Origin of the sequence: Actinoplanes sp. NPDC020271 (assembly GCF_044388125.1) — a bacterium.
Classification (GTDB): domain Bacteria; phylum Actinomycetota; class Actinomycetes; order Mycobacteriales; family Micromonosporaceae; genus Actinoplanes.
This window is the reverse complement of the sequence record NZ_JBIRWQ010000027.1, coordinates 109,926-135,095: the sequence shown is the minus strand read 5'-3', so window position 1 is coordinate 135,095 and position 25,170 is coordinate 109,926. Positions and strand designations below refer to the sequence as shown.

Sequence of the window (25,170 nt, the reverse complement as noted above, 5' to 3'; positions counted from 1 at the left end):
TGCTGGAGGCCTTCACCTGTTCGCGAGATGGATCAACAATCCTCAGATCGAGTGGTCACACTTCCTCGACCAACGTCCCCGGATATCACAGCTAGGGGTACGGGTCGGCGACTACTTCGGCGGCGAACAGGTCGAGGTGCGCGGTTGCCGACTGGAATCGTCATGATGTATTTCCTCGCGGCGGTGCTGGGAACGGAGCTCAGACGATGCAAGAGTTCTTTCCCCCAAGACTGCGTTCCTGATAAAAGCAACACTCTGAGGTGTGTGGCAGGAGTCAAAATCAGGCGTGCTGCACGTGTGGCTCAGCGGGTCATGCGCCCGTCTCGTTCAGCTCGGCGGCTGTAGCCACGGGGATGGGCTGCGGCATCCCGGCGTCGTAACGCAGGCCGTGGCCGAACGCGAACAGCGGATCGGCGGTGTCGAACGGCGCGTCCGGACGACTGGCTTCGACGGCTGTCATGGAGGACGGCAGGTCGAAGGGAAGCATGCCCTGCGGCGGCACGTCACCGAACAGGGTTCGGACGACGGCTTCCTCGCAGGCGCCGAAATTGGCGAGTACGGCTGCGGCTGAACCGGCGAGTTCGGTGAGGATGGCGGGCCGGTCCAGGTAGATGTCGATGACGGTGGGAACCGTCCGGCTGATTTGGGTGATGCGTTCGATCTCGGCGGCCGGGAACGCCAGCGATCCGGCGTGGAAGAACGACTCGAAGGATGTCCCGTCGCCGCGTTGTTCCCAAGGTGCTTGCAACCGAAGAACGGCGACGTCCGCCTCGTTCGGTGTGGCGACCAGGGTTGCCCGGCCGACGAGGGATTCTGCGGACAGCCCTTCGGCGTAGACCTTCAGGCCGGTGCGCAGGGGTAGTCGTGCTGGACCGGTCGCGGCGTTGGTGAGCAGGGTGTGCGCGGCGGCTTGGGTGGTGATGCCCTCGGCCCGTGCCGCAGTGGTGCCGACGATGATGTCGGCCCGTTCGGTGTCGACGTGGCGCTCATCGAAGAGGCCGAGCCGGAATTTGTCCCTCAACAGCCGGCGCGCCGAGACGTCGATCCGGTCCTGGCTGACCTGGCCTGTCCGCACGAGGGAGATGAGGACATCGGCGCGGTGTTCGCCGCCGAACTGGTCCACGCCCGCGTCCAGGGCTTTGAGCATGCGTTGCTCGTAGGTGAGGTGCTCGACGCCCCAGCAGGTGTTGGACAGGATGCCCCAGTCGGTGCAGACGATGCCGTCGAAGCCGAGCTGCTCGCGTAGCAGGCCGGTGATCATGTCCTTGTTGAAGCCGAAGCCGACCTCTTCGACTCCGTCCAGACCGATCGGCATGCCGTAGTAAGGCATGAGCTGTGCGACGCCCGCGGCGATGGCTGCCGTGAACGGCTTCAGATGAAGGTCGAAGTAGCCACCGGGATAGACCTGCTCACGTCCGTACGAGAAATGGGGATCCTCGCCGTCCTTCTGCGGTCCGCCGCCGGGGAAGTGTTTGGCCATCACCGAGACCGACTCCGGCCCGACCTGATCGCCTTGCAGACCTTTGATGTAGGCGACACCGAGCCGGGCGGTCAACTCGGCGTCCTCGCCGAAGGTGGTGCTCTGCCGGGCCCAGCGCGGTTCGGTGGCGAGGTCGATCTGCGGGTGCAGGGCCGCCCGGATCCCGACTGCCCGGTATTCACGGCGGACCAGGCGGCCGAAGCGTTCGACGAGATCCTCATCGCGCAGCGCGGCCAGGCCGAGCGGCTCGGGGAACTGAGTGAAGGGTCCGGCCATCATCGCGGTGGCGGGATTGTCGGTGAAGTGGTGCCGCGGGTCCGAGGCGACGGTGACCGGGATACCGAGCGGGTGTTTGCGAGCCTCGTCCTGCAGCGCGTTGTGCCACTGCGCGATCTGCCGGGCGCTCGGGGCGAACAGGATGTTGAAGTGGGTGAGCCCCTGGGAGAGCAGCTCGCGGATGGACGCCGAACCGAACATGCCGGGAGCGTCGAAATCGTCGATCTTCACGAACTGCTGGAACAGCAGTCCCGCCTTGTCCTGCAGCGACATCCGGGTCAGCAGGTCGTCGACGCGCTGCTCGACCGGCAGGGCGGGGTCCTCGTACGGGAAACGGGCATTCATAGTGGTGCCTTCCTGAGCCGGGCGTCGAGGGCAGAGGGTGGGTAGTACGTCAGGCCGAGTTCTTGATCCGGGTGATCGCCAGCGCCGCGATGGCGCAGAAGACGGCACTGGCCAGGAACAGCAGTGGATAGCCGGCGTCGAAGAGCGCGTTGCCGACAGGGATGAACACCACGCCGGCCAAGAAAGGGGAGAGTGACTGCGGCAGGGTGTTGGCGATGTTGAGTACGCCGAGATCCTTGGCGGCGTCGTCCTTGTCCGGCAGAAGGTGCAGGCACAGCGCCTGGTCGACGGCGAAGAACATGCCCGCGCCCAGGCTCAGGACCACTTGCAGGACCAGGATGGCGGGCATGCCGGCCGCGCCCAGCGCGGGCGTGAGCGCGATGCCGGCCAGGGCGCCGCCCATGATGAACCCGGCGCCGATGATGAAGGGTTTACGCCGGCCGATCCGATCGGACAGGTAGCCGCCCACGACGCTGAACAGCACCAGGGCCACGAGTCCGATCACGTTGGCGATGGCGTTGAACCGCAGCTGTTCGTCGGTGTCGGCGACGCCGAAGTCCGCGGCGAGGAACAAGGTGAGGTAACTGGGCAGTGCGCCGAAGCCGAGCGCGATGAAGAATTTGCTCAGCCAGGCCCACTCGAAGTCGGGGTGTTTGCGCGGGTTGAAGACGAACGACAGCATCAGCTGCCGCACGTTCAGTGGCTGCGCCGCGGGATGCTCTCGGGTCCGGTCGCGCAGGCGCAGAGCGAACCACAGCCCGAGAAGTAGTCCCAGGATGGCCGGTACGGCGAAGCGCAGCAGGTCGGTGGGTAGTACGAACAGCAGCACGGCGCCGACGGTGATGCCGAGCGAGGTGACCGAGCCGACGATCCCGGACACGCTGCCGCGTCTGGCGTCGGGTACCTGGTCGGCGATGGTCGCACCGGTGCCTGCCATGGCGAAGTTGGCTCCGGCCTGAGCGATGCACCAGGCGATCAGTAGAGCGGTGACGTTCGGTGCCAGGCCGCACGCGACGAGCCCGGCAGTGGCGGCGGTGAGGCCACCGACGATGAACGGCCGGCGCATACCGGCGGTTGAGGTGCAGCGGTCCGACAGCCGGCCGGCCAGCGGCTGGCAGATCATCGCGACGGCGGCGCCGGCCCCGGTGACCAGGCCGAGGCGCGCGGGGGTGGCGTCGGCGCCGACGAGGTGCTGGATCTTGACTGAGAGGCCGCCGGTGACCGGGGCGATGATGGCCATGTAGATGCCGAATTGGGCGGCGGCGAGCCGGCGGACGTAGCCGGGCGGGGAGGCTTCGGGGACAGCGGACAGGGAGGACGGTGGTCGGAGCATGACCATTCCCTTCGGCGTGGCGACCTGGGAGGACGCAGGTCTGCCCGGGCGGGATGCGTGAGCGGAGTTGATGAGTCGTGGGCCGGTTCCGGGCACGGCTGTTCACCGGCGCGAAGCCGTGAGGCCCTGCGAAGGAGCCGACGATTTCCCGGCGACGAAGCCGGGGCGGCATGGCGGCTCATCTGCGTGCACCGCTCGGCGGACGCGCTGGCAGCTATCGCCGATGCGGGAGGTGATCCGGGGCGCTACGACGCGAGGTCGAGCAGGTTCGCGGTGTGTTGGTGGTGACGCCGGCCGGGGGGACCGCTGCGGCCGGCGTCACCTGTCGATGCAGTCCTCAGCCGATGCAGATGCCGGGGACTGCCTGCTTGCGGACGAGGACGGGGGCGGAGGTCGACCCGTCCGGGTACAGCGGCAGCAGTTCTTGGAATTGCGGGTTGAAGAAGGCTGCGCGCAGCGCTGAGGTGGACTCCCAGACGGCAATGTTGGTCAGTACCCGGCTGCTGGCGGTGCCCCGGTAGAGCTGGGCGGAGATGAAGCCGGGCTGCTGGCGCATGACGATCGAGTCCTTCTGCCAGACGTCGATCACGGCATCGATGCCTCCGTCAGGGGCGACGAAGGTGTTGATGAGGGTGACGGGTCCGTCGTCGGGGCTTTCCAGCTGTGCGAAGAACGGTATGGACGGGTCGGTGTCCTTGAGTTCGATCATGGCGTGGGCGTCCTTTCGATCAGTTGTCAGGCCTGTCGTTCGGGGAGCCGGGCCACGAGGCCGTCCAGTTCGGGAACCACGGTGATCTGGCAGCTCAGCCGGCTTTCGTCGGTGCGGTCGTAGGCGAGTTCGAGCATGCCGTCTTCCATGTCATCGGGCGGATCGAGCTTCGCGGACCACTCGGCGCCGATGTAGCAGTGGCAGGTCGAGCAGGCGCACATTCCGCCGCATTCGGCGAGGATTCCCGCGACACCGAGTTCCTGCGCGGCGCGCATCAGCGACTGCCCGGGGGTGGCCGGCCCGGTGATCTTCCGGCCGTCGGCCTCGATGAAGGTGACTTCGACACTCACTCAGGCCGCCGCCTTGGTGTCGTACGGGGCCAGCGAGGCGACGTTCTTGCCGTCCGGGGTGAAGGTGACCAGCGTGCGATAGAGCATGTGGACACGGTTGTCGGCCCACAACGCGCTGACCGGGTCGATGCGGAAGAAGATCTGCCGCAACGCGACGCCCTCACGTTTGAAGTTGTCGTACATGTTCGAGTCCTGCAGCCAGGAGAATTGCTCGCGGCTGACGTCGATGGCGTGCTCGATGTCGGCCTGTTCGGTCAGGAACGTGGCCCGGCCGGTGACCTGGACCGAACGGACCTTCATGCGCCCGTGGAAGCCCTCCGCGGGTGTGTGCGCCAGGGCGTAGGCGATGTTCGGGTTGTTCTTCAGCGCCGCGTACTTGCGGGTGTAGGTGAACGTGTGGCAGTAGACGGCCAGACCGTCCGAGGCGAAGTGCATGGTGGCGGCCGACGGGGTGCCGTCGGCGGAGACGGTCGCGATGGAGCCGATCTCCTCCTCGCGCAGCAGGTCGGTGATGGCCTTCTCGACCTGGCTGGCGTCGGGCAGAACGGGGGGCATGGCTCTCCTTCAGGGGCGGGGATTGGTCAGGGTCGGTAGCAGCACGGCGTCGACGAAATCCGTCTGCGCGGGGGTGTCGAAGTGCTGGTGGTGGATCAGGTAGCACACCAGGGCTTCGCCGATGATCAGGTCGAACAGTCGCCCGGCCAGCGCCGGGTCGTGCAGCTCGCCCCGGCCGATAGCGCGGTGCACGACGTCGCGGCACTCCTGACGGCGCGGCTCGAGGGCGACACCCCAGAGCGTCTCGGCGATCACCGGATCGCGTTGTGCGGCCGCCAGCAGGCTGGCGAACGCGGGAACCTGTTCCATCTCGGCCAGGCCCGCCATCAGCGCGACCAGCCGTATCAAGTCCTCACGCAGCGACCCGGCGTCGCTGGGCAGCGCCACCTCCCGGGACCGGGCGACCAGCGCGTCACAGACCAGCGAGCGCTTGTCGGGCCAGCGCCGATAGATGGTCGCTTTGCTGGCGCCGGCGCGAGCGGCGACCGCATCGATGGTCAAGTCGTCGTACCCGACTTCGCGCAGGAGGTCCAGCACGGCGTTGACGATGGCGGCGATGCGGGCGGCGGCGCGGCCGCCCGGCGGTGTGCTCTCAATCATTGTGAACGGAACCGTACTGATTTTGTGACGAGGTTGCAAGGAGTTGAGCATTGCTTTCGGTCAGAATGTGTACGGTACCGTTTCGGTATGCAGAATCCAGGTGTGGTCATCGTCGGTGCCGGACACGGCGGTGGTGCGGCGGCGGCTGAACTGCGGTCGGCCGGATATTCGGGGTCAATCACCTTGCTGGGTCAGGAACCGTACGCGCCCTACCACCGGCCCCCGCTGTCCAAGGCTTGGCTCGCCGGGGCGGCCGACGCGCAAGCCCTGCAGCTGCGGCCCGGACGGTTCTACCGTGAGCAGGGCATCGACCTGCGGCTCGGCTCGATGGTCGTGGGGATCGACCGGGCGCGCAGGGCCGTGACCCTCGCGGATGGCCAAGAGCATCCCTACGACCATCTGATCCTCGCGACCGGTTCCCGGCCTCGCCGGCTACCGCTGCCGGGCGCCGACCTCGACGGCGTGCTGGTGCTGCGCGATGCGCGAGATGCCGATCGCCTCAAGGCGGCCCTTGTCCCAGGGGTCAGGATCATCGTTATCGGTGGCGGCTACCTCGGACTGGAGGTCGCTGCCGCGGCGTCCGGCCTGGGCGCGCAGGTCACCGTGGCGGAGCAGCAGGATCGACTGCTGCCGAGGGTCGCGGGCGAGGCGCTCGCCGGTTTCCTTGCCGACTATCACCGGTCGCACGGCGTCGAGGTGCTGTTCAGCGCGGCGGTGACCCATCTGCAGGGTTCTGCTGACGGACAGGTCCGCCGGGTTCACCTCAGCGATGGCGGGGTGCTCGACGGCGATGTCGTTCTGATCGCCGCGGGTGGCGTCGCGAACGTCGAACTTGCTCAGGACGCCGGTTTGGACTGCGCGGACGGTGTCATCTGCGACGCGTCCGGCAGGACCAGCGACCCGCGGATCTTCGCTATCGGCGATTGTGCTCGGCGTCCCGTGCCGTATGGCGGTGGCGTGCGGCGGCTGGAGAGCGTGCAGAACGCGAACGAGCAGGCGCGCCGGGTGGCCGCCGCGGTGTGCGGGTCGCCGCTACCGCCGGATGAGGTGCCGTGGTTCTGGTCCGATCAGTACGACCTCAAGCTGCAGCTGGCCGGGCTGCCGTACGACTTCGACGAGGTGGTCGTGAGAGGTGATCCCGCGAAAGCGCCGTTCGCCGTCTTCTATCTGCGCCACGGGGTCGTCCAGGCCGTGGAGGCGGTCAACGCGCCTCGCGAGTTCGCGGTGGGCCGCCAACTCATCGGCGCGGGCCGTACGGTTGCGCCGGCTCTGCTTGCTGATCCCTCGGTGGCGATGCGCGACATCAGCACGGCGGCCACTCAGGTGGCACCGGCTCAGAAATGAGCAGCCCAGGACGATAAATGTAACGTGAGTTCGGACCGGGCTTCCGCTGGCGTGTTCATGCCGTCGTGGTTGTGCCCGCGGCCGGTGGAACGGTCACGGCTTTTCGAGCTCGACGCGCGGCTGGGCGCTCTCGGCAACATCGCCCAGGTGCTGATTCCCTTGTCGCTCGTGGTGTCTGCGGTGTGGCTGGGGCCCTGGGTGTTATTGCCGTTGATCTTCCCGGTGCCGTTGTTCGTTGCGATGCCGTGGCTGATCCGGCGCGTGCGTCAGCCGGAGTGGTTGCTGCTGGCGGGCATTCTCGGTTTGGGATGCTCGCTTGCCGTCTCGATCGCCATGACCGGGGGGCTGCGCAGTCCGCTGGTCCCGTGGGCGGTTTTCATCTGGCCGGGTGTCAATGCGCGGTTCAACCGCCGGGCCGGGGCGTTGATCATCGTCGTGATCAGCGTGCTGATGGCCGGCGCTGTGCTGGTGGCACCGCCGCGGCCGCCCGCGCCGGCGGCGGCAGTGCTCGTCTGCCTGCTCGCGGCGGTGGTGACCACTGCCTACTACACCGGTGTGCTGAGCCGGGCGGAAAGCGACCAGCGTGCTGCGGCCACCATCGACCCGCTGACCGGACTGCTCAGTCGCGCCGCCCTCGCGACCCGGTTCGACGATCTGCGGCGTGAGGCCGTGCAGCATCGGTGGCCGCTGTCCGTGGTGGTCTGCGACATCGACCACTTCAAACGGGTGAACGACACCTGGGGTCACGACCGCGGCGACACGGTCCTTCGAGCCGCGGCCGCAACGCTGGAGCTTGGCGCACGCTCGTCCGACCTGCTCTGCCGGTTCGGGGGTGAGGAGTTCATTCTCGTCCTGCCCGGCGTCCCCACCGGTGAGGCGGTGGAAGTCGCTGAACGGCTACGCGCCGCGGTGGCGCAGGCAGAGCCTGGCGGTCTGCCGGTGACCGCCTCGTTCGGCGTCAGTTGTGCCTACGGAGCGGATATCGACTTCGCGGCACTGTTCCGGGCTGCTGACGCCGCGCTGTACCGCGCCAAGGCGGCCGGGCGTAACCAGGTCGCTGCGGATGCCGGGGCCGAGGGTGCGGACCCGGCGCAGGCCGGCCGGCCGGAGCCGGTTAACCCGCGATGAGCGCTGTGGCTGGATGTAGCTGCAGTTGTGGTGGTGACGTCAGGAGAGGCCCAGCCGGCGTACCTGATCGGATAATTGATCAGCTGCCTCACGGACCGGGGTGATGTAACGGTCGAGCTCCGAGTCCGGCACTCGGTGGGAGAGTGCCGCGATGCTGAGGGCGGCGACGACCCGGCCTCCGTCGCCGAGGATCGGCGCGCCGATGCCCAGGACGTCCGGATCCAGTTCCCCCCGGCCGACCGCGTATCCCTGCTCGCGGATGTCGGCGAGGTGAGCCCGCAGTTTGTCGGCGTCGGTGTAGGTGGCGTCGGTGAAGCGGGTCAGGGGGTCCGCGAGCAGACTGCTCAGTTCGTCGTCGGTGGCCCAGGCGAGCAGTGCCAGTGCCGCTGCTCCCGCGTTGACGGGCAGTACCTGGCCGCGCTCGTAGGACAGCCGAAGTGTCTGTCCGGCTTCCTCGCGTTCCAGGCAGACCACGGCTGACCCGGCGCGCCGAGTCAGAATCGCCGGCGCGCCGGTGCGGTCCACCAGCCTGCGCATGATCGGCTTGGCCAGATCGGAGAGCCCGACGCCTTTACGGGCCAGCCGCGCCAGATCCAGCACCCGGGGGCCGAGACGGAACCCGCTGCCGGCCTGGTTCTCCTCCAGGAAGCCGTTGGAGGTCAGTGACTCGAGGTATCGGTAGGCGGTGGAACGAGCGACGCCGAAGTGTTTGGCGACCTCGTTGGCCGACACCGCCAGGCGGTCGTCGTCGAACAGGAGCAGGATGTCCAGGGCTCGGTCCGCGGTCGAGTTCCGGACCCGGTATCCCTGGTTGTTCCCCGCCTCGCGCGGCGCCGATGCTGACATGCGAGCAAGTTAGCAGGCGCCGCGCGTCCGCCTTCGTTTACTGGACCGGCTGGTAGGCCGATCCGCCGTCGGCGAGCAGCCGGTCGGCCTCGGCGTAGATCTGCTCGGGTTCCAGACCGAAGTCGATGCTCTTACGGAACGGCTGCCGGACGTCCTTCTCCACGCGCAGATACACCTCGTTGCGGTTGCCCTCGGGGTCGAAGAAGTAGATGCCGAGGGCGTTGCCGTGGGTCACCTCCTGCTGGACGTCGATGTTCTCCTGCTTGAACAGGCGGTGGAAGGCGCGGATGTCGTCGAGCGAGGCGACCCGCCAGGAGATCTGGTGCTGCTGCTTCTCGCCGATGGCGGAGGTGCGGCCCTTCTGCAGCACGAACTCGTGGTGCTCCTCGTCGGGGCGTGCGCTGAAGAAGACGATGCCCAGGTCGTCGTCCTCGTCGGTGACTGTCAGGCCCATCACCCGCTCGTAGAAGTCGCGCATCGTCGGCAGGTCGTAGACCCAGAGGCCGGTGTGGCCGAGTCCGGTGATCGCCATGACTCCACCTCTCCTTGCTGTTCTGTTTTTCAGGACACGTATCCTGAATAGCAAAACAATAGTACGATCGTGGCTTGGCAACGGTCAACGACAGAAGAGGTGCACGACCCATGCGACTGGCCACACTTCGCGTCCGGGGCGAGACCCGAGCGGCACGCCTCGACGGCGACGAGTACGTCCTGCTCCCCAACCCCGACGTCGGCGCGTTGCTGGCCACCGGACCGCAGTGGCAGCAGGAGGCCACCCAGCAATCGGGAGAGCGGCTCGCGGTCATCGACGCGGTCTATGCGCCGGTGGTACCGCACCCCAACAAGATCATCTGTCTGGGGCTGAACTACGCCACCCACATCGCGGAGATGGGCCGGGACACCCCGCAGTACCCGACGCTGTTCGCCAAGTACGACGCGGCGCTGATCGGCGCATACGACGCCGTCACCCTCCCGTCCGTGAGCGACCGGGTCGACTGGGAAGCCGAGCTCGGCTTCGTGATCGGCCGGCCGGCCCGCCATATCGGCAAAGCCGACGCGCTCGGCTACGTCGCCGGCTACACCGTCGCCAACGACGTCACCATCCGTGACTACCAGCGCCGTACCCGCGAGTTCCTGGCCGGCAAGACGTTCGAGGCGACCACCCCGGTCGGCCCGGTGCTGGTCACCGCGGACGAGTTCGGCGACGCCGAGCCGGATCTGGAGATCCGCTGTGAGGTCGACGGCGAGGTGATGCAGCGCTCGCGGACCTCGGACCTGCTGTTCGGGATCGCCGACATCGTTTCTTACGTCAGCGACATCATCACGCTGCTGCCCGGCGACCTCATCCTGACCGGCACACCGGGCGGGGTCGGTGACGGCCGCGACCCGAAGGTCTATCTGAAGCAGGGCCAGACGCTGCGCACGGTCATCGAAGGACTTGGTGAGACGTCGAACATCTGCCTGCCGGAGAAGGACGCCTGACCGTACGGGTCGGCACACACGTCGGCGCCCGGCACAATGTCGTGCCGGGCGCCGATCTGCGTCGGTATCGGGTTCAGTTGCTGTGTGATCCGGTCATCAGCGCGGCGAGGTCCTCGGGACGGATGAACGACGGGGGCGGCGGCGGGCCCCAGCTGAACAGGCCCTTGGCGCCCTCGTGCACCTCCGGGGTCCACAGCTGGTCGTCGACGATGCAGTCCATGTCGGAGTAGTACTCGCTGAAGTTGCCGGCCGGATCCTTGAGGTACCAGAAGAAATTCGAACCGGCATGGTGGCGGCCCAGGCCCCAGACGTGACGCTCGGGGTGGTCCTCCAGCATCGCCATCGCTCCGCGGCCCACGTCGTCGACGTCGTCGACCTGCCATGACGTGTGATGCAGGAACGACACCGGGGCCGAGAGCACCAGCACGTTGTGATGATCGGCCGAGCAGCGCAGGAAGGCCCCGACGTCACCCATCAGGTCACTGACCTTGAAGCCCAGGCCGTCGCGGAAGAACGCTGTGGTCGCCGCGAAGTTGGTGGTACCCAGCACCGCGTGCCCGAGTTTGCGGGGCTGGATCCGCTCGTCGCGCACGATCCCCGGTGCGCGGACGTTGTGACGCTCCACCCGGCCGGGGCCGTTGTACGGGGTGGCTGGTGTGACCGGCTGCGTGATGCGAGCCTCCGGCTGCAGGACCGCGCGGACCCCGGTTGCCGGCTCGTACGCGGTCAAGGCGTCGCCGTCGAGTTCGGCGGACACTCCCATCCGGTGCAGCCCGGCCGCGGCGGCGGCCAGGTCGTCGGTGTCGTCGGCGCCGACGCGGATCTCGACGAGCCTGCGGGTGGGCGCGGGCACGACACGCAACTGCCGGCCGCCGTCGCGGGTGGCGAACCATCCGTCGTCCTGCGGTTGAAGTCCGAAGTCGGTGTAGTAGGCGGCTGTCTCCCCGGGGTTGGGTACTCCCATGGTGACCGAGGACAGACGATGCAATGCCATCAGTGATGCCTCCTCGTGCTCAGCTGTGGAAGCGCTGGCGCAGCTCGCCGATACCGGTCACGTACGAGACCAGCTCGTCGCCGTCGGTGAGCCACCGCTGGGGTTTGCGGCCGAGGCCGACGCCGGCCGGTGTTCCGGTGAACACGATGTCCCCGGGCGACAGGGGCAGGACGGCTGACAGCCGGGCGATCAGGACCGGGACGGACAGCAGCAGGTCCGAGGTACGGCCCTTCTGGACCTCCTCGCCGTTGATGGCACAGCCCAGCTGCAGATCGCCGGGGTCGGCGAACGCGTCCGGGGTGACCAGGTACGGGCCGGTCGGCGCGAACCCGGGGTAGGACTTGCCGAGGCTGAACTGTGGTGCGGGGCCGGCGAGCTGGGTGCGGCGCTCGGAGATGTCCTGCCCGACGGTCAACCCCGCCACGTGATCCCAGGCGTCCTGCTCGGCGACCTGATACGCGTACGTCCCGATGACCATGACCAGTTCCACCTCCCAGTCGGTCTGTCCGCCGTCGGGAAGCCGCACGTCGGTGACCGGGCCGGTCACGCAGCTGGCGAACTTGGTGAACACCGGAGGCAGGCCGTCGGGCACCGCGAACCCGGACTCGGCGGCATGATCGCGATAGTTCAGCCCGATCGCCAGGATCTGGCGGGCAGCCGGCGCCGGAGCTCCGAGATCGGCTGCTGCGAACGGCACGCCGGCGGGCAGCGTGATTGCCGAGGCCCACGCCCGGAATTCGGCCCACCGCGCATAGACGGCCTGCGGGTCAGCGGCGAAGCGGCCTTCGCTGAGCTGCTCGACGTCGACGGCGGTGTCCTGGTCGGTGATCAGGACCAGACGGCCGGAGAGGTTGGCGATACGCACAGGTGACTCCTGGTGCAGAGATAGTGGATCAGACAAGGGGGGTGATGTTCTCGTCGATGCCGAGCAGGGCCTTGCCGTACACCTCGGCGGCGACGGTGGGCGCGGCGACGGCGTGCCGGCCGGCGGTGTTGGCGTCCCGCCAGATTCGCTGCAACGGGTTGACGTCAGCGAAGGTAGCCGCGCCGTGTACGGAGACGAGCGTGTCGATGGCCTGCAGCACGTTGCTGATCACCCAGCCGGTGTCGGCGCGCACCCGTGCGCGGCGCAGCACGTCCGGATACTCGCCGCGGGCGGCTGCCTCGTCGATGTCGGCGGCCGCCCGCCAGGCGTGCAGGTGCGCGGTGTCGATGCGCATGGCCGCGTCGGCGATCTGCAGCTGCACCGCGACGGAGTCGGCCTGGCTCTCGTAGAAGGTGTAGGAAATCGGTTTCTTGGCGGCCTTCTCGGTGACGAACTTCAGTGCGGCCCGGCCGAGGCCCAGCTGCGGGCCGGCCAGCACGAGCGCCAGGACCGGCACGAACGCGGCCCGGCTCAGGACCTCGTCGGTGTGTTCGGTGGGGTAGCGACCCTCGATCGCGGCGGGTACGGACATCACCCGGTGCTCGGGCACGAAGACGTCCTCGGCGATCAGGCAGTTGCTAGCGGTGCCCTTCATACCGGCGACGAACCAGGTCTCCTCGAGCGTGAGGTCGGTGCGCGGCACCAGCACCAGCGCCTGATCGACGACCGCGCCGTCGTTGTCGGTCAGCGGCACACCCAGCACCGCCCAGTCGGAGTGCCACGAGCCGGAGTTGTAGTACCAGCGTCCGGAGACGCGCCAGCCTCCGTCGGTCCGGGTGGCCGTCGAGGTGGGACTGAGTACACCGGTCACCCGGGCGCCGGGGTTGTCACCGAACACGTCGTCCTGGGCCTTGCCGGGGAACAGGCTGGTGAGCCAGTTGCAGACGTTGACCAGAGTGACGACCCAGGAGGTGGAGCCGTCCCCCTCGGCCAAGGCAGCCGACACGTCCAGTACGGTGCGCAGCTCGGTCTGCAGACCGCCGTAGCGTCGTGGTGTGGTGAGCTGGAACAGCCCGGCCTCGGCGATCGCGTCGATCACCTCGTCGGGTACGCGCCGGTTCGTCTCGGTGGCCGCGGCGTGGGCGCGCAACAGCGGCTGCAGGGCCTCGGCGCGAGCGACGAGCTCTTCTCGGGTGGTCATGGTCGGTCCTTTCCGGGCGGGCGAGTGGGTGGTCACCGGGCGCAGGCGGCGATCTGGTCGCTCACGGTGCGAGCGGCGGGGTACGCCGAGTGGGTGCCGAACCGGCGGTGGCCGTAGACCAGCGGCGCGGCGTGCCTGGTATCGGCATGGGTGACCGCGCCGAGCAGCAGGATGTGATCGCCGCCCTCGACGCTTTGCTGCACGTCGCAGGCGAGCCACCCCGGTGCGCCCAGCAGCCGGGGAAGGCCCTGATCGAGTTGCCAGGCGACGCCGGCGAATCGATCCTGGGCGCGCCGGGCGAAGCCCAGCGCGAGCTCGCTTTGGGCGTGGCCGAGAACGTTCACGCCGAAACGGCCACTGGCAGTGATACGGGCCAGGACACTCGACTGCCGGTCCAGCGCGATCGACACCATCGCCGGGCGCAGCGACAGCGAGGCGAACGCGCTGACCGTTGCGCCGTACGGATTGTCGTCCTGGATGGTTGTGACGACCGTGACGGGCGCGCAGACGCCGGCCATGAGGTCGCGAAATTCCTGCTCACCAAGCATGGAAACCCCTGAGCGAAATCATCATAATGATTACGGCGATGCTGCATCCCGGTTACGCGGCGAGTCAAGGGCCTGGGCTATATTCGTCATATTCATTTCGGTGACCCGGCGGCGACCTGCGGGCGGCGCGAAGCGCGAGGGGGCACGCGATGGTGCGTAGCGGCGGCAAGAACGACCGCGCGCCGAGCGACCCGGCCGACCCGCCGGCACTGCGCCGCGGCGACTGGACGCGTCCAGCCGCTCAGGGGCGCGCCGAGCAGGCGGCCGACCTGGTGGCGACGCTGGTCGCTGCAGCTGTGCCAGGGGCTCGCCTGGGCACCAAGGAAGAACTACGGGCCCGCTGCGGCGTCTCGGTCGGAACCTTCAACGAGACACTGCGGCTGTTGCAGGCGCGCGGCCTGGTGACCGTGCGGCCGGGCCCGGGCGGGGGCCTGTTCGCCGCCGAGCAGTCACCCATGGTGCGGCTGGGACATTCGGTGCTCGCCCTGGACGGCGACGCCGCCGATGTCGCGGAGGCCGTCCGGATCCGTAACGCCCTCGATCCGTTGCTCGTCGAGGATGCGCTCTGGCACGGCTCTCCCGCCGACATCCAGGACATGCGGGCACTGGTGGGTCAGATGCAGGACGCGGCCGACGCGGCCGACCCGGACGCCTTCGTCCGGGCCAATTGGCGACTGCACGCCCGGATCGCCGCAGTCAGCCCGAACACTCTGCTGCGTTCGATGTATCTGGGACTGCTCGACCTCGTTGAGCGGCGCACGGTATCGGTGCGCCCCGACGGCCGCAAGCCGCTGGATGAGCACATCCGGGACCGGTGCCGGTTGCACGCGGCGCTGGTCGACGCGCTCGACAAACGCGACCGTGACGAAGCGATGCGCCTGATCGCCGAACATGCCGACAGCGGGGCCAACCTCAGCGCCTGACCGGCCGGACAGCGTCATGAGCCACCGGTCTACTGCTGATCAGGGGATACACCTCTAGTGCTAGAGGTGATACAACTTCATGTCACCGGCGCATGACCGGCTTGTTGCGGGTAGTCGACATTCCGGCACTAGATTTTTTCAAAAAACAGGACCATAGTCCTCTCAGATAGGACTCCGGCGATGGTGGGGAAGTGGCCATGTCACCCGACATGACGGCAGGCACGCGGCCTGCGGAACCGAAAATCAACCGCTCTCTGACGCTGCACCTGCGCGGTGACTGGGGCACCGCGAATTTGCACCGGGTCTGCGGGTGGATCTCCCAGGAACTCACCGACCGATGCGGCCCGCACACCCGCATCGCAATCTGGAATGGCCGCGGGTTCAGCGACTCCGTCCGTGCGGTCGGCCGCGGCGAAGTCGACGTCGCGATGACGACACCGGTCGCGTTCACCACTGCCGCGCTCGACGCCCGCGGCGTCTTCAGCGCGGAAGGATTTCCGGAGCTGCGCGCACTGGGCGTCGTCCCGCAGCGCGACCGCCTGGTCATCGGCGTGCACAAGTCCTGGGGCGTCACCACCTTCGCCGAACTGCGCGAGAAGAAGCCACCGCTGAAGCTGGCCACCTCCATCAACGACGGCGTCAACTACGTCGGCCTGGCAGCACACGAGATCCTGAACCGGTCCGGCGTCGACATCCGCGCCTGGGGCGGGCAGTTCCTCGAGGACGAACGCCCCTTCGAAACCCTCGACCACGTCCGCGACGGCCGCGCCGACGCCATCGCGCACGAGGCCTACATGCTGCCCGCCTGGCAGCAGATCAGCCCCGACATGAACTTCCTCGAGGTCGAAACCGACGTGCTCGACGGCCTGTGGAACGACTACAGCTGGCCGGCCGCGACCGTCGACGACGGGCACTTCCCCGGCAGCGGCAGCTTCCGGACCCTCGACTTCTCCGACTTCCTCGTCCTTACCCGCGCCGACCTTGCCGACGACGTCGCCTACGCGATCGCCTGGGTGCTGGGCGAGACCCGGCACCTCATCGAGGGCCAGTACCGGCACCTGGCGCCCGAGCGCAGCCCGATCACCTACCCGCTGGACCCGGCCACCATGGGCGTGACCCCGGTCCCGCTGCATCCCGGCGCCGCCCGTTACTACCAGGCACTGCCGCGCCCATGACTCCCGATGAAGCCCAACAGCTGGCTGTTCAGGCCTCCAACGCCCTGGCGGCCGCCGGTCACCAGGACATGATCTGGGGGCACGTCGCCGTCCGCGACCCGAACAACCGCGGCATCTGGATCAAGTCACCCGGCTGGGGCCTCGAAGAAGTCGACCCCACCTTGCTGCAGCTGGTCTCCTTTGACGCCGAGGTGCTCACCGGCACCGGCAAACCTCACAAGGAATGCCACATCCACCTCGAAGTGCTGCGAGCCCGCCCCGACCTGGTCTGCTCCGTGCACACCCACGCCCGCAACGCCGTCGCGTTCGCCGCCCTCGACGTACCGCTGCTGGCCCTCTCCCACGAAGGCGCACTGTTCGGCGGCGACGACGTGCCGCGCTTCCGCGAGACCGGCGCCCTGGTCAGCACACCCGCGCTGGGCAAGAGCCTGGCCGAGGCGCTCGGCGACGCCCCCGCCGCGCTCATGCCCAAGCACGGCATGGTCGCCGCCGGTCGCAGCGTCGCCGCGGCCGTCATGCATGCGGTCCTGCTCGACCGCGCCTGCCAGACCCAACTCGCGGCCATGGCGGCCGGCCCGGTCACCATTCACTCCGATCGAGCCGAGGCGCGCGCCAAACGCAGCGAATGCTGGCCCGACGCGCAAATCGAGGCGGGCTGGCAGTACCTGCTGCGCAGCACCACCGCCGGGCTTGCCCTCTGAGCCGGCCCCGGCATCCGCCGCCTGCACCCGTACTCGAGCACCGATTTCACCAGTTCTCTCAGCGACTAAGGAATTCTTCATGGCCGACCCGACCAGCACCGCATCAGCCGCCGGCACCGAGTGGATCACGGTGCCGACCCCCGACGGGCCGATGCGTGTGTACACCGCCCGACCCGCAGGTCCCGCCGATCGGGCCGTGATCGTGCTGCAGGAAGCCTTCGGCGTCAACGACCATATCCAGGACATCACCCGCCGCTACGCGGCCCGCGGATTCCTCGCCGTGGCTCCCGACCTGTTTCACCGCAACGGTGTCGGCACCCTCGACTACCAGCAGCACGCCGAAGCGATGCCGCTGATCGGCGCCATCGGGGCAGACGCCATCGTCACCGACGTCGGTGCGGTCCTGGCCTACCTGGGCACCACCGAGAACATCCCGGTCAGCCGCGCCGCGATCCACGGATTCTGCTTCGGTGGGCGTGCGGCCTTCACCGCAGCCACCGCGATTCCCGGCCTGGGCGCCACCGTCGTGTTCTACGGGCCAGGCATCGCCGCCGGCCCGCACGCCGTCCTCGACCGCGCCAAGTTCATCGACGCCCCGATGCTGCTGCACGTCGGCGCCGAGGATCCCACGATCCCTGCGGAGCAGGTCGCCGCGATCGACAACGCGTTGACCGAGGCCGGAGTCACGTTCGACAGCTACGTCTACGCCGGCGCCGGTCACGCCTTCGCTTGCGACGCCCGGCCGCACATGTACCACCCGCAGCCGGCGCAACTGGCCTGGCAGCGCACCCATGAATTCCTCGACCGGCACCTGCCGGCGGGCGCCTGAGACAACCCGGGTCATCCACCACTCACCGAAGCGAGGCAGCCCGATGGCCATCGTTCAAGAAGTCGTCCAGGTCGTCTGCACCGACCAGCCGGAACGCACGATCGAACGCGACGAGGAGCACCTGCTGGCGGCGCCGCACGCCAACCCGTTCCCCGTCAAGCTGTGGCGCGACCACGACCTGCTGACGGTCGTGCACGTCCCGCAGGAGTACACCGCGCAGCCGTTCGCACCGCCGCGCGGCATCTACGAGAACGCCCAGGTCCGCGTCGAGTGGCAGACCATGGACAACCGACAGCCGTTCTACCACCGCAACTGCGACGTCGACGAGATCTCCTACCAGATCGCTGGCGACCGGACCCTGATGACCGAGCTCGGGGTCGTCGAACACCGGCCCGGAGAATTCTCCCGGCTGCCGCGCGGAGTCGCCCACGACAACTACGGCCGCAAGGAAAGCCACCTGCTCTTCTACACCCCGGCTCCGGCCCGGGAGGAGAGCCCCGCGGTCCGGCTGTCCGAGGCGACCTTTCCCGCGTTCCCCGGATGGGAACCCAGCGCTATCAACGAAGCCGTCACCCAATGCCTGGGGACCCCCGGCCACGACATCACCGTGTTCCCCATCGACGAGCAGCGCCTACTCGAACACGTCCACACCGAAGAGAACCGGCTGCACGTCCTGCGGGGCACCCACGACGGGGTGAACTGGCTCTACCGCTCCGCCTGCTTCCGCCTGGCGATGGTACGGCTGCCCGCTGTCGACGGCCGCGTCTACTGGCGCACCCTGGACGCCGACGAAATCCAGTACCAGGTCAGCGGCCACCGCACCCTGGTGACCCAGCGCGGGATCGTCGAGCTGCAACCGGGTGACTTCGTGCGTATCCCGCTGGGGATCGCACACACCAGCATCAGCCACGACGACACCGAGTACATCGCCCTGTACTCCGACCGTGAGCTGCCTCAGATCGCTCCCACCGCCAAGACCGCCGAGCCGTACTCACCGCAGCTTCTGGCCGCCCTGCGGGGCTGACCGACCTGGTGAAGGAGACGAAATCATGACGACGATGCTCGCCGCCCGCGCCCAGCAGGGCGCCGCAGGACTGCACTTGGACAAGATCGAAATACCCGAACTCGGCCCGCACGACGTACTGGTCAAGGTCGCCTCTGCCGGGCTCGCGCCGGGCATGATGACGTTGCTGGCCCAGGGCGCGTTCAAACACCTGCCCACCACCCTCGGCCACGAGGCCGCCGGCACGATCGCCGCGATCGGTGACGCCGTCGACAGCGTCGCCGTCGGCGCCAGGGTCCGGGTCCATCCCAACCTGAACTGCCGCGAATGCGGTTTCTGCCGCTCCGACCGGGACATGATGTGCCCGCAGCAGGCGATGATCGGCCACGCCGCCTTCGGCGAGATCCCCATGCCGTTGTACGACCGGTACCACGACGGCGGCCTCGCCGAGTACGTGCGCGTCCCGCACTGGCTAGTGGACGCCCTGCCCGACACGGTCAGCTTCGATGTCGGCGCGAAGGTTCACGACCTGGCCAACGCGGTCCGCGCCCTCAAATGCGCCGCCCTGCCCAACGCGGCCACCCTCATCGTGACCGCCGCGACCGGAACGATGGGCACCGCCACCATCAAACTCGCCGCCCACTTCGGGGTAGCCCGCCTGATCCTGGTCGGCCGTAGCGCCGAACGTCTTGACGCGGTCCGGCAACTGGCCGGCGAGGTCGCGACCGATGTCGTCGCCCTCGACACCCTCCCGGACGACTGGGCCACCACCGGAGGCCTCACCCGAGCCCTGCGGGCCTTGGTACCGCACGGCGCCGACGCCGTCCTGGACTTCATCCCGGACGGACCCGCCTCCACACAGAGCCTGGCGGCGCTCACCACCGGCGGCACCCTGGTCCACATGGGCGCCAACCGTGCCCCGCTCGCCCTGCCCTACATCGCGATCATGGTCAACTGCTGGCGGGTGGTCGGCACCCGCGCCTGCACCCGCACCGACGCCCGGGAAGTGCTCGATCTGCTCGCTGCCGGCGCCCTGAGCATCGACGACCTCATCACCCACCGGTTCCCGCTGGCCCAGGCGGACGTTGCCGTCGCCGCCCTGCAGAGCCGGGTCGAACCCATCTGGATGGCGGTGGTCACCCCGTGACCCAGGACCAGCTGCCGGTGCTGGTCGTCGGCGGCGGCCCGGTCGGGCTCACCGTCGCCAACCTGCTCAGCGCCGCCGGAGTGCCGGTCACGCTCGTCGAACGCAACCTGTCGACCAGCGACGAGGCCAAAGCGATCAGCCTCGACGATGAGTCGCTGCGCACGCTGCAACGCGCCGGCCTCGCCGAGGCGGTGCTCGACATCGTCGTGCCCGGCACCGGCACCCGCTACTACGACCGCAAGGGTCGCCCGCTGTTCCACGCCCGCGGACCACAGCCCTACCGCAACGGCTTCCCGTTCAAGAACCAGTTCGCCCAGCCCGAACTGGAGCGGGTGCTGCTCGACGCCCTCAAGTCACGGCCGCAAGCAGACGTACGGTTCGGCACCGAACTGGTCGCCGTCCTCGACCGCGGCAGCGACCAGGCCGCCGCGGTCGTCGAGCTGCGCCCCACCGGCCAGCCGGGCGCCCCGGCCGAGACACGCCAATTCAGCTGGGTGCTGGCCTGCGACGGCGGCCGGTCCACCGTCCGCGAGATTCTGGGCATCGGTATGACCGGTACCAGCCACGCCGACGTGTGGCTGGTCGCCGACACCACCGGCGACACCCACGACCAGCGATACGGTATGCACCACGGCCGCCCGGACCGGCCCACCGTGATCGTTCCCGGCCGCAACGGCCGCTGCCGCTACGAATTCCGACTGCAGCCCGGCGAAGGACAGAAAGGCCCCACCGACTTCGACACGATCCGCCGGCTGGTCGCCCCGTACCGGCAGATCACCGAACAACAGGTCGAACGTTCCACCAACTACACCTTTAACGCGGTCGTCGCCGACCGCTGGCGCGACGGACGGTGCCTGCTGCTGGGCGACGCCGCGCACATGATGCCACCGTTCGCCGGGCAGGGCCTCAACTCGGGGGTCCGCGACGCCGCCAACATCGCATGGAAGATCACCGAGGTCTGGCAGGAACGCGCCGCCGCACGCCTGCTCGACACCTACGAGCAGGAACGCCTGCCGCACGCCACCGCGATGGTCAAGTACTCGGCGCAGCTCGGTAACGTCGTCATGACCACCGACCGTTGCCGGGCCCTGATCCGTGACCTCGCCGTACGCGCCATGCTGACAGTGCCGGCCGGGCGCCGCTACCTGACCCAGATGCGGTTCCGGCCGGCGGTCCGGCAGCGCCAGGGATGCGTCTTCGACACCCACCAGCTGACCGGCACGTTGCTGCCGCAACCGCGCGTGCTGCAACCACCGCGCCTGCGTCCCGTGCCGCTCGACGACGTACTCGGCCCCGGATTCGCCGTGCTCGGCGTGCAGGTGCCGGCCGTCGCCTGGAAGGCCTTCGAGACCAGCGCCTGGTGGCGTGGGCTCGCGGTGCCGTTCCGCCGCATCGATGTGCTCTTCGACGACCGGCTGCCCTGCGACACCGACGACAGATTGGCAGTCGCGGACGCCGACGGCACCATGGAACAGGCCCTGCAGTCCGCGCGCGGCCGGTTCGTGCTGGTCAAACCCGACCGGTATGTCGCCGCGGTGATGGGCCCGGCAGACGTCGAGAAGATCGGCGCCGGCGTCTGGGATGTGCTCGCATGACGACGCCGCGCAGCACCACCGCGATCTGGGTGCACGAACACGGCGGCCCGGGCAACCTGGTCGTCGAAACCCGCCCCCTGCCACCGATCGGGCCCATCGACGTCCTGGTCGCCGTCGACACCGCCGGCGTTTCCGGCTGGGACCTCAAATACCGGCGGGGTCTGCAGCACGGCACGAAACTACCCGGCCGCGATCCGTTCCCGATGCCGCAACAGCTCGGCCGCGAAGCCGCCGGGACGGTGGTCGCCGTCGGTACGGACGTCACCGCACACCGGCCGGGTGACCGGGTCGTCGCCGTCGTCCATCCGGAGAACCCCCACACCATCGAGACGTACCGGGGGCTGGGCAACCTGTCGACCGGCATCGCCATCCCCGGACATCAGGCGCCCGGCGCGTACGCCGACTACCTGGTGCGCGACGAACGGCTGTGGCTGCCGCTGCCTGAGCACGTGGACCTCGAACAGGCCGCGGTCACGCTCTGGTCCTACGGCACCAGCCACCGGATTCTGCGCGACCGGCTCCAGGTTCGCGCCGGAGACACCCTGCTGGTGACCGGTGCCGGCGGACCGATGGGCCTGGCCACCCTGCAACTGTCCGCGATCTTCGGCGTACGGGCCGTCGCGACCACCCGGCACGCCGACCGTGCCGCCCGGCTGCGCGACGCCGGCGCCGACGATGTCATCCTCACCGCCGACCTCGACGCCGCGGCCGCGCAGATCCGCGAACTGACCGGTGGCGTCGGCGTCGACCATACCGTCGACTATTCGACCAGTGCAGTCTTGCTGCGGCTCGGGTTCGATGCGTTGCGCCTGGGCGGCACCCTGTGCCCGGCGGCGGGGGAGCAGAACCCGCCCGGGCCGATGCCGTTCACCGTCTTCGACATGACTCGCCTGGAGGCCGGCATCGTCGGCGCCCGCGGTGCCCGGCACGAGGACGCGCTGCGCGTGCTGGCTCTGCTGGCCGACGGGCGGCTGCATACGCCGATCGCGGCGCGCTTCCCGCTGGCCGAAGCTGCCGCGGCCCACACGCTGATGGAGGACGGCACCGATGTCGTCGGCCGGATCGTCCTCAAACCCGCGGCGACCGCCACGACCTCAGCCGTCTGATCAAGGGAGAATCCACGTGCCCATCCCCACCACGGCGGCCATCGCCAGACCCGGCGCGGACACCTTCAGCTGGGAGACGGTCCTGCTCGACGAACCGGGACCGGACGAGGTCCTGGTCCGGCTGGTCGCCACCGGGTTGTGCCACACCGACCTGTCGGTGCTCGCCGGGCGTCTGCCGACGCCACTGCCCGCGATCCTGGGCCACGAGGGCGCCGGAATCGTCGAAGCCGTCGGTCCCGGCACCCCGCACCTGCAACCGGGCGACCGGGTCGTGCTGTCCTTCAACTCCTGCGGCCGGTGCCCCCGCTGCCGCATCGGTCAGCCCACCCGCTGCGATACCTACTTCCCGCGCAACTTCGGTGCCGCCCGGCCCGACGGGAGCAGCCCGGCGCGAACCGCCGATGGGACACCGGTCGGAGCGCTGTTCTTCGGCCAGTCTTCACTGGCCCGGCACGCGGTGGTGTCCGCGCACAGCGTGGTCCGCGTGCAACCGCGCGACGATCGTGAACTCGCCCTTCTCGCACCGGTCGGCTGCGGCATCCAGACCGGCACCGGGGCCGTGCTGAACCTGCTTCAGCCAGGACCCGGCGACACCCTGGCGGTCTTCGGTGCCGGAGCTGTCGGCTTGTCCGCGGTGATGGCCGCCCGGCTGAGCACGACGGCAACCGTGATCGCCGCCGACCGCGTGCGGTCACGCCTCGACCTGGCCGCCGAGCTCGGGGCGACCCACACCATCGACACCGGCACCGAAGACCTCGGCAAGCGTCTGGCCGACATCACCGGCGGCCGCGGCGTCACCTACGTCGTCGAGACCACCGGCGTGCCCGCGCTACTGGAACTGGCCGCCACGGCCATCGCCGCCTACGGCACCGTCGCTGTCGTCGGTGCCCCGGCCGCGGGAAGCCGGGCCTGCTTCGACGTCAACGCCCTCATCGACGGGCGCACCATCCGCGGCGTCACCGAAGGCGGCTCCGACCGGATCACCTTCATCCCCGCCCTGATCGACCTGTTCCGGCAGGGCCGGCTGCCGTACGACCGCTTCGTCGAGCTCTATCCCGTGCAGCGGCTCGACCAGGCGGTCGACGATGCCCGCTCCGGGCGCACCATCAAACCGGTGATCGTCTTCGACGACGAGCCGAGCGAGGCGAACCGATGACGCTCCCGCACGCACGCAACTACATCGGCGGGCAATGGAGCGACGGCCACGCGATCGGAAACGCGCACGCCCCGGCCACCGGCGCTGTCATCGGCACCTACGCCGACGCCGGCGCCGTGACCGCCGGCAACGCCATCGCCGCAGCCCGCGCCGCCTTCCGCGACACCGCGTGGGCCGCCGACCGCCAGATGCGCGCTCGTGCACTGCTGGAGATGGCCGACCGGATGGACGCCCGCCGTGACGAGCTGGTCCAAATCCTGTCGCGGGAGAACGGCAAGAAGCTCGCTGACGCGGCAATGGAGATCGACTCCACAATCCCGAAACTGCGCTACAACGCCGCCTTGGCACTGACCGACACCGGCCGCGCCGCCGAACTCGCCCCCGGCAGCTACTCGATGACGTTGCACCAACCCCTCGGCGTCGCGGCGGTGATCGTCCCCTGGAACTCCCCGGTGATCCTGGCGGTGCGATCGTTCGCGCCGGCGCTCGCCGCCGGCTGCACCGTGGCGATGAAAATGCCCGCGCAGACCGCGCTGACCAACGGGCTGCTGTACGAGATCATCGCGGCGACCAAGAGCCTGCCGGCCGGCGTGGTAAATGCCTTCACCGAAGCCGGCAACGACGGTGCGCCCCTGCTGGTGTCACACCCGGACACCGATGTGATCAGCTACACCGGGTCCACCGCTGTCGGGCGCCGGATCATGGCCGACGCCGCGAAGCGCCTGAAGCCATGCTCGCTGGAGCTGGGCGGCAAGTCACCGATGATCGTCTTCGACGACGCCGACCTCGATGTGGTCGTGCCGATCCTCACCGCCGCCATCACCACGTTCGCCGGCCAGTTCTGCATGGCCGGCAGCCGCATCCTCGCCCAGCGCGGCATCGCGGAGCAGCTGCGTACGCGGATGATCGCCGCACTGCAGGCGATCAAGGTCGGCCCCGGTGACGAACCGGGAACCGACATGGGCCCGGTGATCGACCGGGCACAGGCGCTGCGCATCGACCGGATGATCGCCGAGGCCGGCGAGTACGGCTCGATCCTGGTCCGCGGCGGATTGGCCGATCCTGCCGGGGCCGGCGCATTCGTACTGCCGGCCTTGATCGAGGTCGACGACGTGCAGGCGCCGCTGGTTCAGCGTGAAGTGTTCGGCCCGGTCGCCACCTTCGAGGTCTTCGGCGACGAGACCGACGCGATCGTGCGCGCGAACGCCACCGAGTACGGACTGGCAGCCTCGGTCTGGACCCGGGACGTGGACCGGCCTCTGCGGGTGGCCCGCCGCATCGACGCGGGAACGGTGTGGACCAACGGGTGGGGTGTCATCCGCGACCAGATGGAGGAGGGCGGCTTCAAACAGAGCGGCGTCGGCCGGCTCAACGGGGCGCGGGCTCTCACCGAGTTCCAGGAGATCAAGCACCTCGTCCACACCGTGCGATGACGCCAGGCCGGGGGACGGTCGGCCCGAGTGTGCCGATACCCACAGT

At 69.0% G+C, this 25,170-nt stretch carries 25 protein-coding genes; 13 read left to right on the top strand and 12 right to left on the bottom strand.

The genetic code is table 11. The features are described from left to right. Nucleotides 1–310: 310 nt before the first annotated feature. From ACH442_RS39195 to ACH442_RS39170, 6 genes are all read right to left on the bottom strand, one after another. Nucleotides 311–2,101: a glycoside hydrolase family 3 protein gene (locus ACH442_RS39195; RefSeq protein WP_396343180.1), complete on the bottom strand. Its 1,791-nt coding sequence runs from the start codon at nt 2,099–2,101 to the stop codon at nt 311–313. Nucleotides 2,102–2,150: 49 nt separating this feature from the next. Further along, on the bottom strand, nt 2,151–3,434 hold the full coding sequence (locus ACH442_RS39190; RefSeq protein ID WP_396343179.1) for an MFS transporter: 1,284 nt from the start codon (nt 3,432–3,434) through the stop codon (nt 2,151–2,153). A 337-nt stretch (nt 3,435–3,771) separates the two neighbouring features. After that, nucleotides 3,772–4,143, bottom strand: a complete 372-nt coding sequence (locus ACH442_RS39185; protein WP_396343178.1) for an antibiotic biosynthesis monooxygenase family protein — start codon at nt 4,141–4,143, stop codon at nt 3,772–3,774. A 26-nt stretch (nt 4,144–4,169) separates the two neighbouring features. After that, entirely contained in the window at nt 4,170–4,493 is a 324-nt protein-coding gene (locus ACH442_RS39180) for a 2Fe-2S iron-sulfur cluster-binding protein (protein ID WP_396343177.1), read from the bottom strand. Next, nucleotides 4,494–5,048 carry a pyridoxamine 5'-phosphate oxidase family protein gene (locus ACH442_RS39175; RefSeq protein ID WP_396343176.1) on the bottom strand — a complete coding sequence of 185 codons (555 nt, stop codon included), beginning with the start codon at nt 5,046–5,048 and terminating at the stop codon, nt 4,494–4,496. It abuts the gene before it with no gap. Nucleotides 5,049–5,057: 9 nt separating this feature from the next. Then, complete coding sequence (locus tag ACH442_RS39170) at nt 5,058–5,648, bottom strand: TetR/AcrR family transcriptional regulator (protein ID WP_396343175.1); 591 nt, start codon at nt 5,646–5,648, stop codon at nt 5,058–5,060. Nucleotides 5,649–5,672: 24 nt separating this feature from the next. Between ACH442_RS39170 and ACH442_RS39165 the strand changes: the two genes are divergently transcribed. Together ACH442_RS39165 and ACH442_RS39160 are read left to right on the top strand one after the other, a co-directional pair. Continuing rightward, nucleotides 5,673–6,992: an NAD(P)/FAD-dependent oxidoreductase gene (locus ACH442_RS39165; protein WP_396343174.1), complete on the top strand. Its 1,320-nt coding sequence runs from the start codon at nt 5,673–5,675 to the stop codon at nt 6,990–6,992. Between the two features lie 24 nt (nt 6,993–7,016). Beyond that, nucleotides 7,017–8,120: a diguanylate cyclase gene (locus tag ACH442_RS39160; RefSeq protein ID WP_396343173.1), complete on the top strand. Its 1,104-nt coding sequence runs from the start codon at nt 7,017–7,019 to the stop codon at nt 8,118–8,120. 39 nt (nt 8,121–8,159) lie between these two features. On the opposite strand, the gene ACH442_RS39155 is transcribed toward ACH442_RS39160, so the two are convergent. Together ACH442_RS39155 and ACH442_RS39150 are read right to left on the bottom strand one after the other, a co-directional pair. Next, complete coding sequence (locus ACH442_RS39155; RefSeq protein ID WP_396343172.1) at nt 8,160–8,966, bottom strand: IclR family transcriptional regulator; 807 nt, start codon at nt 8,964–8,966, stop codon at nt 8,160–8,162. Between the two features lie 37 nt (nt 8,967–9,003). Further along, entirely contained in the window at nt 9,004–9,498 is a 495-nt protein-coding gene (locus ACH442_RS39150) for a VOC family protein (protein WP_396343171.1), read from the bottom strand. A 110-nt stretch (nt 9,499–9,608) separates the two neighbouring features. On the opposite strand from ACH442_RS39150, the gene ACH442_RS39145 reads away from it, so the two are divergent. Next, nucleotides 9,609–10,448, top strand: coding sequence for a fumarylacetoacetate hydrolase family protein (locus ACH442_RS39145; protein ID WP_396343170.1), 840 nt, complete (start codon nt 9,609–9,611; stop codon nt 10,446–10,448). Nucleotides 10,449–10,521: 73 nt separating this feature from the next. Here the strand turns inward: ACH442_RS39145 and ACH442_RS39140 are convergent, their stop codons facing one another. The 4 genes from ACH442_RS39140 to ACH442_RS39125 are packed head-to-tail and all read right to left on the bottom strand — an operon-like array spanning nt 10,522 to nt 14,056. Beyond that, entirely contained in the window at nt 10,522–11,442 is a 921-nt protein-coding gene (locus ACH442_RS39140) for a VOC family protein (RefSeq protein WP_396343169.1), read from the bottom strand. A gap of 19 nt (nt 11,443–11,461) precedes the next feature. Next, on the bottom strand, nt 11,462–12,307 hold the full coding sequence (locus ACH442_RS39135) for a fumarylacetoacetate hydrolase family protein (RefSeq protein ID WP_396343167.1): 846 nt from the start codon (nt 12,305–12,307) through the stop codon (nt 11,462–11,464). Nucleotides 12,308–12,335: 28 nt separating this feature from the next. After that, the gene (locus ACH442_RS39130; protein ID WP_396343166.1) at nt 12,336–13,508 is read right to left on the bottom strand and encodes an acyl-CoA dehydrogenase family protein; all 1,173 of its coding nucleotides are present in this window, start codon (nt 13,506–13,508) and stop codon (nt 12,336–12,338) included. A 32-nt stretch (nt 13,509–13,540) separates the two neighbouring features. Then, on the bottom strand, nt 13,541–14,056 hold the full coding sequence (locus tag ACH442_RS39125) for a flavin reductase family protein (RefSeq protein WP_396343165.1): 516 nt from the start codon (nt 14,054–14,056) through the stop codon (nt 13,541–13,543). Nucleotides 14,057–14,205: 149 nt separating this feature from the next. Between ACH442_RS39125 and ACH442_RS39120 the strand changes: the two genes are divergently transcribed. The 10 genes from ACH442_RS39120 (at nt 14,206) to ACH442_RS39075 (ending at nt 25,124) form a co-directional block, all read left to right on the top strand. Beyond that, complete coding sequence (locus ACH442_RS39120) at nt 14,206–14,979, top strand: FadR/GntR family transcriptional regulator (RefSeq protein ID WP_396343164.1); 774 nt, start codon at nt 14,206–14,208, stop codon at nt 14,977–14,979. 209 nt (nt 14,980–15,188) lie between these two features. After that, nucleotides 15,189–16,154: a TAXI family TRAP transporter solute-binding subunit gene (locus tag ACH442_RS39115; protein ID WP_396343163.1), complete on the top strand. Its 966-nt coding sequence runs from the start codon at nt 15,189–15,191 to the stop codon at nt 16,152–16,154. After that, nucleotides 16,151–16,855, top strand: a complete 705-nt coding sequence (locus tag ACH442_RS39110) for a class II aldolase/adducin family protein (RefSeq protein ID WP_396343161.1) — start codon at nt 16,151–16,153, stop codon at nt 16,853–16,855. Before ACH442_RS39115 ends, ACH442_RS39110 begins: the two co-directional genes overlap by 4 nt. A 79-nt stretch (nt 16,856–16,934) precedes the next feature. Then, the gene (locus ACH442_RS39105) at nt 16,935–17,684 is read left to right on the top strand and encodes a dienelactone hydrolase family protein (protein WP_396343160.1); all 750 of its coding nucleotides are present in this window, start codon (nt 16,935–16,937) and stop codon (nt 17,682–17,684) included. Nucleotides 17,685–17,727: 43 nt separating this feature from the next. After that, nucleotides 17,728–18,708: a hypothetical protein gene (locus ACH442_RS39100; protein WP_396343159.1), complete on the top strand. Its 981-nt coding sequence runs from the start codon at nt 17,728–17,730 to the stop codon at nt 18,706–18,708. Nucleotides 18,709–18,733: 25 nt separating this feature from the next. After that, a complete protein-coding gene (locus ACH442_RS39095; protein ID WP_396343158.1) occupies nt 18,734–19,834 on the top strand; it encodes an alcohol dehydrogenase catalytic domain-containing protein in 1,101 nt (366 codons plus the stop codon). Continuing rightward, nucleotides 19,831–21,429, top strand: a complete 1,599-nt coding sequence (locus ACH442_RS39090; protein ID WP_396343157.1) for a bifunctional 3-(3-hydroxy-phenyl)propionate/3-hydroxycinnamic acid hydroxylase — start codon at nt 19,831–19,833, stop codon at nt 21,427–21,429. The genes ACH442_RS39095 and ACH442_RS39090 overlap by 4 nt, the downstream gene beginning before the upstream one ends. Beyond that, nucleotides 21,426–22,535, top strand: coding sequence for a zinc-binding alcohol dehydrogenase family protein (locus tag ACH442_RS39085; protein ID WP_396343156.1), 1,110 nt, complete (start codon nt 21,426–21,428; stop codon nt 22,533–22,535). The genes ACH442_RS39090 and ACH442_RS39085 overlap by 4 nt, the downstream gene beginning before the upstream one ends. A 16-nt stretch (nt 22,536–22,551) precedes the next feature. Continuing rightward, entirely contained in the window at nt 22,552–23,691 is a 1,140-nt protein-coding gene (locus ACH442_RS39080; protein WP_396343155.1) for an NAD(P)-dependent alcohol dehydrogenase, read from the top strand. Then, on the top strand, nt 23,688–25,124 hold the full coding sequence (locus tag ACH442_RS39075) for an aldehyde dehydrogenase family protein (protein ID WP_396343154.1): 1,437 nt from the start codon (nt 23,688–23,690) through the stop codon (nt 25,122–25,124). The genes ACH442_RS39080 and ACH442_RS39075 overlap by 4 nt, the downstream gene beginning before the upstream one ends. Nucleotides 25,125–25,170: the final 46 nt, after the last annotated feature.

What these genes read in the sequence shown, in the direction of transcription:
- ACH442_RS39195 (WP_396343180.1), bottom strand. Translation starts at nt 2,101, where the DNA reads ATGAATGCCCGTTTCCCGTACGAGGACCCCGCCCTGCCGGTCGAGCAG.
- ACH442_RS39190 (WP_396343179.1), bottom strand. Translation starts at nt 3,434, where the DNA reads ATGCTCCGACCACCGTCCTCCCTGTCCGCTGTCCCCGAAGCCTCCCCG.
- ACH442_RS39185 (WP_396343178.1), bottom strand. Translation starts at nt 4,143, where the DNA reads ATGATCGAACTCAAGGACACCGACCCGTCCATACCGTTCTTCGCACAG.
- ACH442_RS39175 (WP_396343176.1), bottom strand. Translation starts at nt 5,048, where the DNA reads ATGCCCCCCGTTCTGCCCGACGCCAGCCAGGTCGAGAAGGCCATCACC.
- ACH442_RS39170 (WP_396343175.1), bottom strand. Translation starts at nt 5,648, where the DNA reads ATGATTGAGAGCACACCGCCGGGCGGCCGCGCCGCCGCCCGCATCGCC.
- ACH442_RS39155 (WP_396343172.1), bottom strand. Translation starts at nt 8,966, where the DNA reads ATGTCAGCATCGGCGCCGCGCGAGGCGGGGAACAACCAGGGATACCGG.
- ACH442_RS39150 (WP_396343171.1), bottom strand. Translation starts at nt 9,498, where the DNA reads ATGGCGATCACCGGACTCGGCCACACCGGCCTCTGGGTCTACGACCTG.
- ACH442_RS39145 (WP_396343170.1), top strand. Translation starts at nt 9,609, where the DNA reads ATGCGACTGGCCACACTTCGCGTCCGGGGCGAGACCCGAGCGGCACGC.
- ACH442_RS39140 (WP_396343169.1), bottom strand. Translation starts at nt 11,442, where the DNA reads ATGGCATTGCATCGTCTGTCCTCGGTCACCATGGGAGTACCCAACCCC.
- ACH442_RS39130 (WP_396343166.1), bottom strand. Translation starts at nt 13,508, where the DNA reads ATGACCACCCGAGAAGAGCTCGTCGCTCGCGCCGAGGCCCTGCAGCCG.
- ACH442_RS39125 (WP_396343165.1), bottom strand. Translation starts at nt 14,056, where the DNA reads ATGCTTGGTGAGCAGGAATTTCGCGACCTCATGGCCGGCGTCTGCGCG.
- ACH442_RS39120 (WP_396343164.1), top strand. Translation starts at nt 14,206, where the DNA reads ATGGTGCGTAGCGGCGGCAAGAACGACCGCGCGCCGAGCGACCCGGCC.
- ACH442_RS39115 (WP_396343163.1), top strand. Translation starts at nt 15,189, where the DNA reads ATGACGGCAGGCACGCGGCCTGCGGAACCGAAAATCAACCGCTCTCTG.
- ACH442_RS39110 (WP_396343161.1), top strand. Translation starts at nt 16,151, where the DNA reads ATGACTCCCGATGAAGCCCAACAGCTGGCTGTTCAGGCCTCCAACGCC.
- ACH442_RS39105 (WP_396343160.1), top strand. Translation starts at nt 16,935, where the DNA reads ATGGCCGACCCGACCAGCACCGCATCAGCCGCCGGCACCGAGTGGATC.
- ACH442_RS39100 (WP_396343159.1), top strand. Translation starts at nt 17,728, where the DNA reads ATGGCCATCGTTCAAGAAGTCGTCCAGGTCGTCTGCACCGACCAGCCG.
- ACH442_RS39095 (WP_396343158.1), top strand. Translation starts at nt 18,734, where the DNA reads ATGACGACGATGCTCGCCGCCCGCGCCCAGCAGGGCGCCGCAGGACTG.
- ACH442_RS39085 (WP_396343156.1), top strand. Translation starts at nt 21,426, where the DNA reads ATGACGACGCCGCGCAGCACCACCGCGATCTGGGTGCACGAACACGGC.
- ACH442_RS39075 (WP_396343154.1), top strand. Translation starts at nt 23,688, where the DNA reads ATGACGCTCCCGCACGCACGCAACTACATCGGCGGGCAATGGAGCGAC.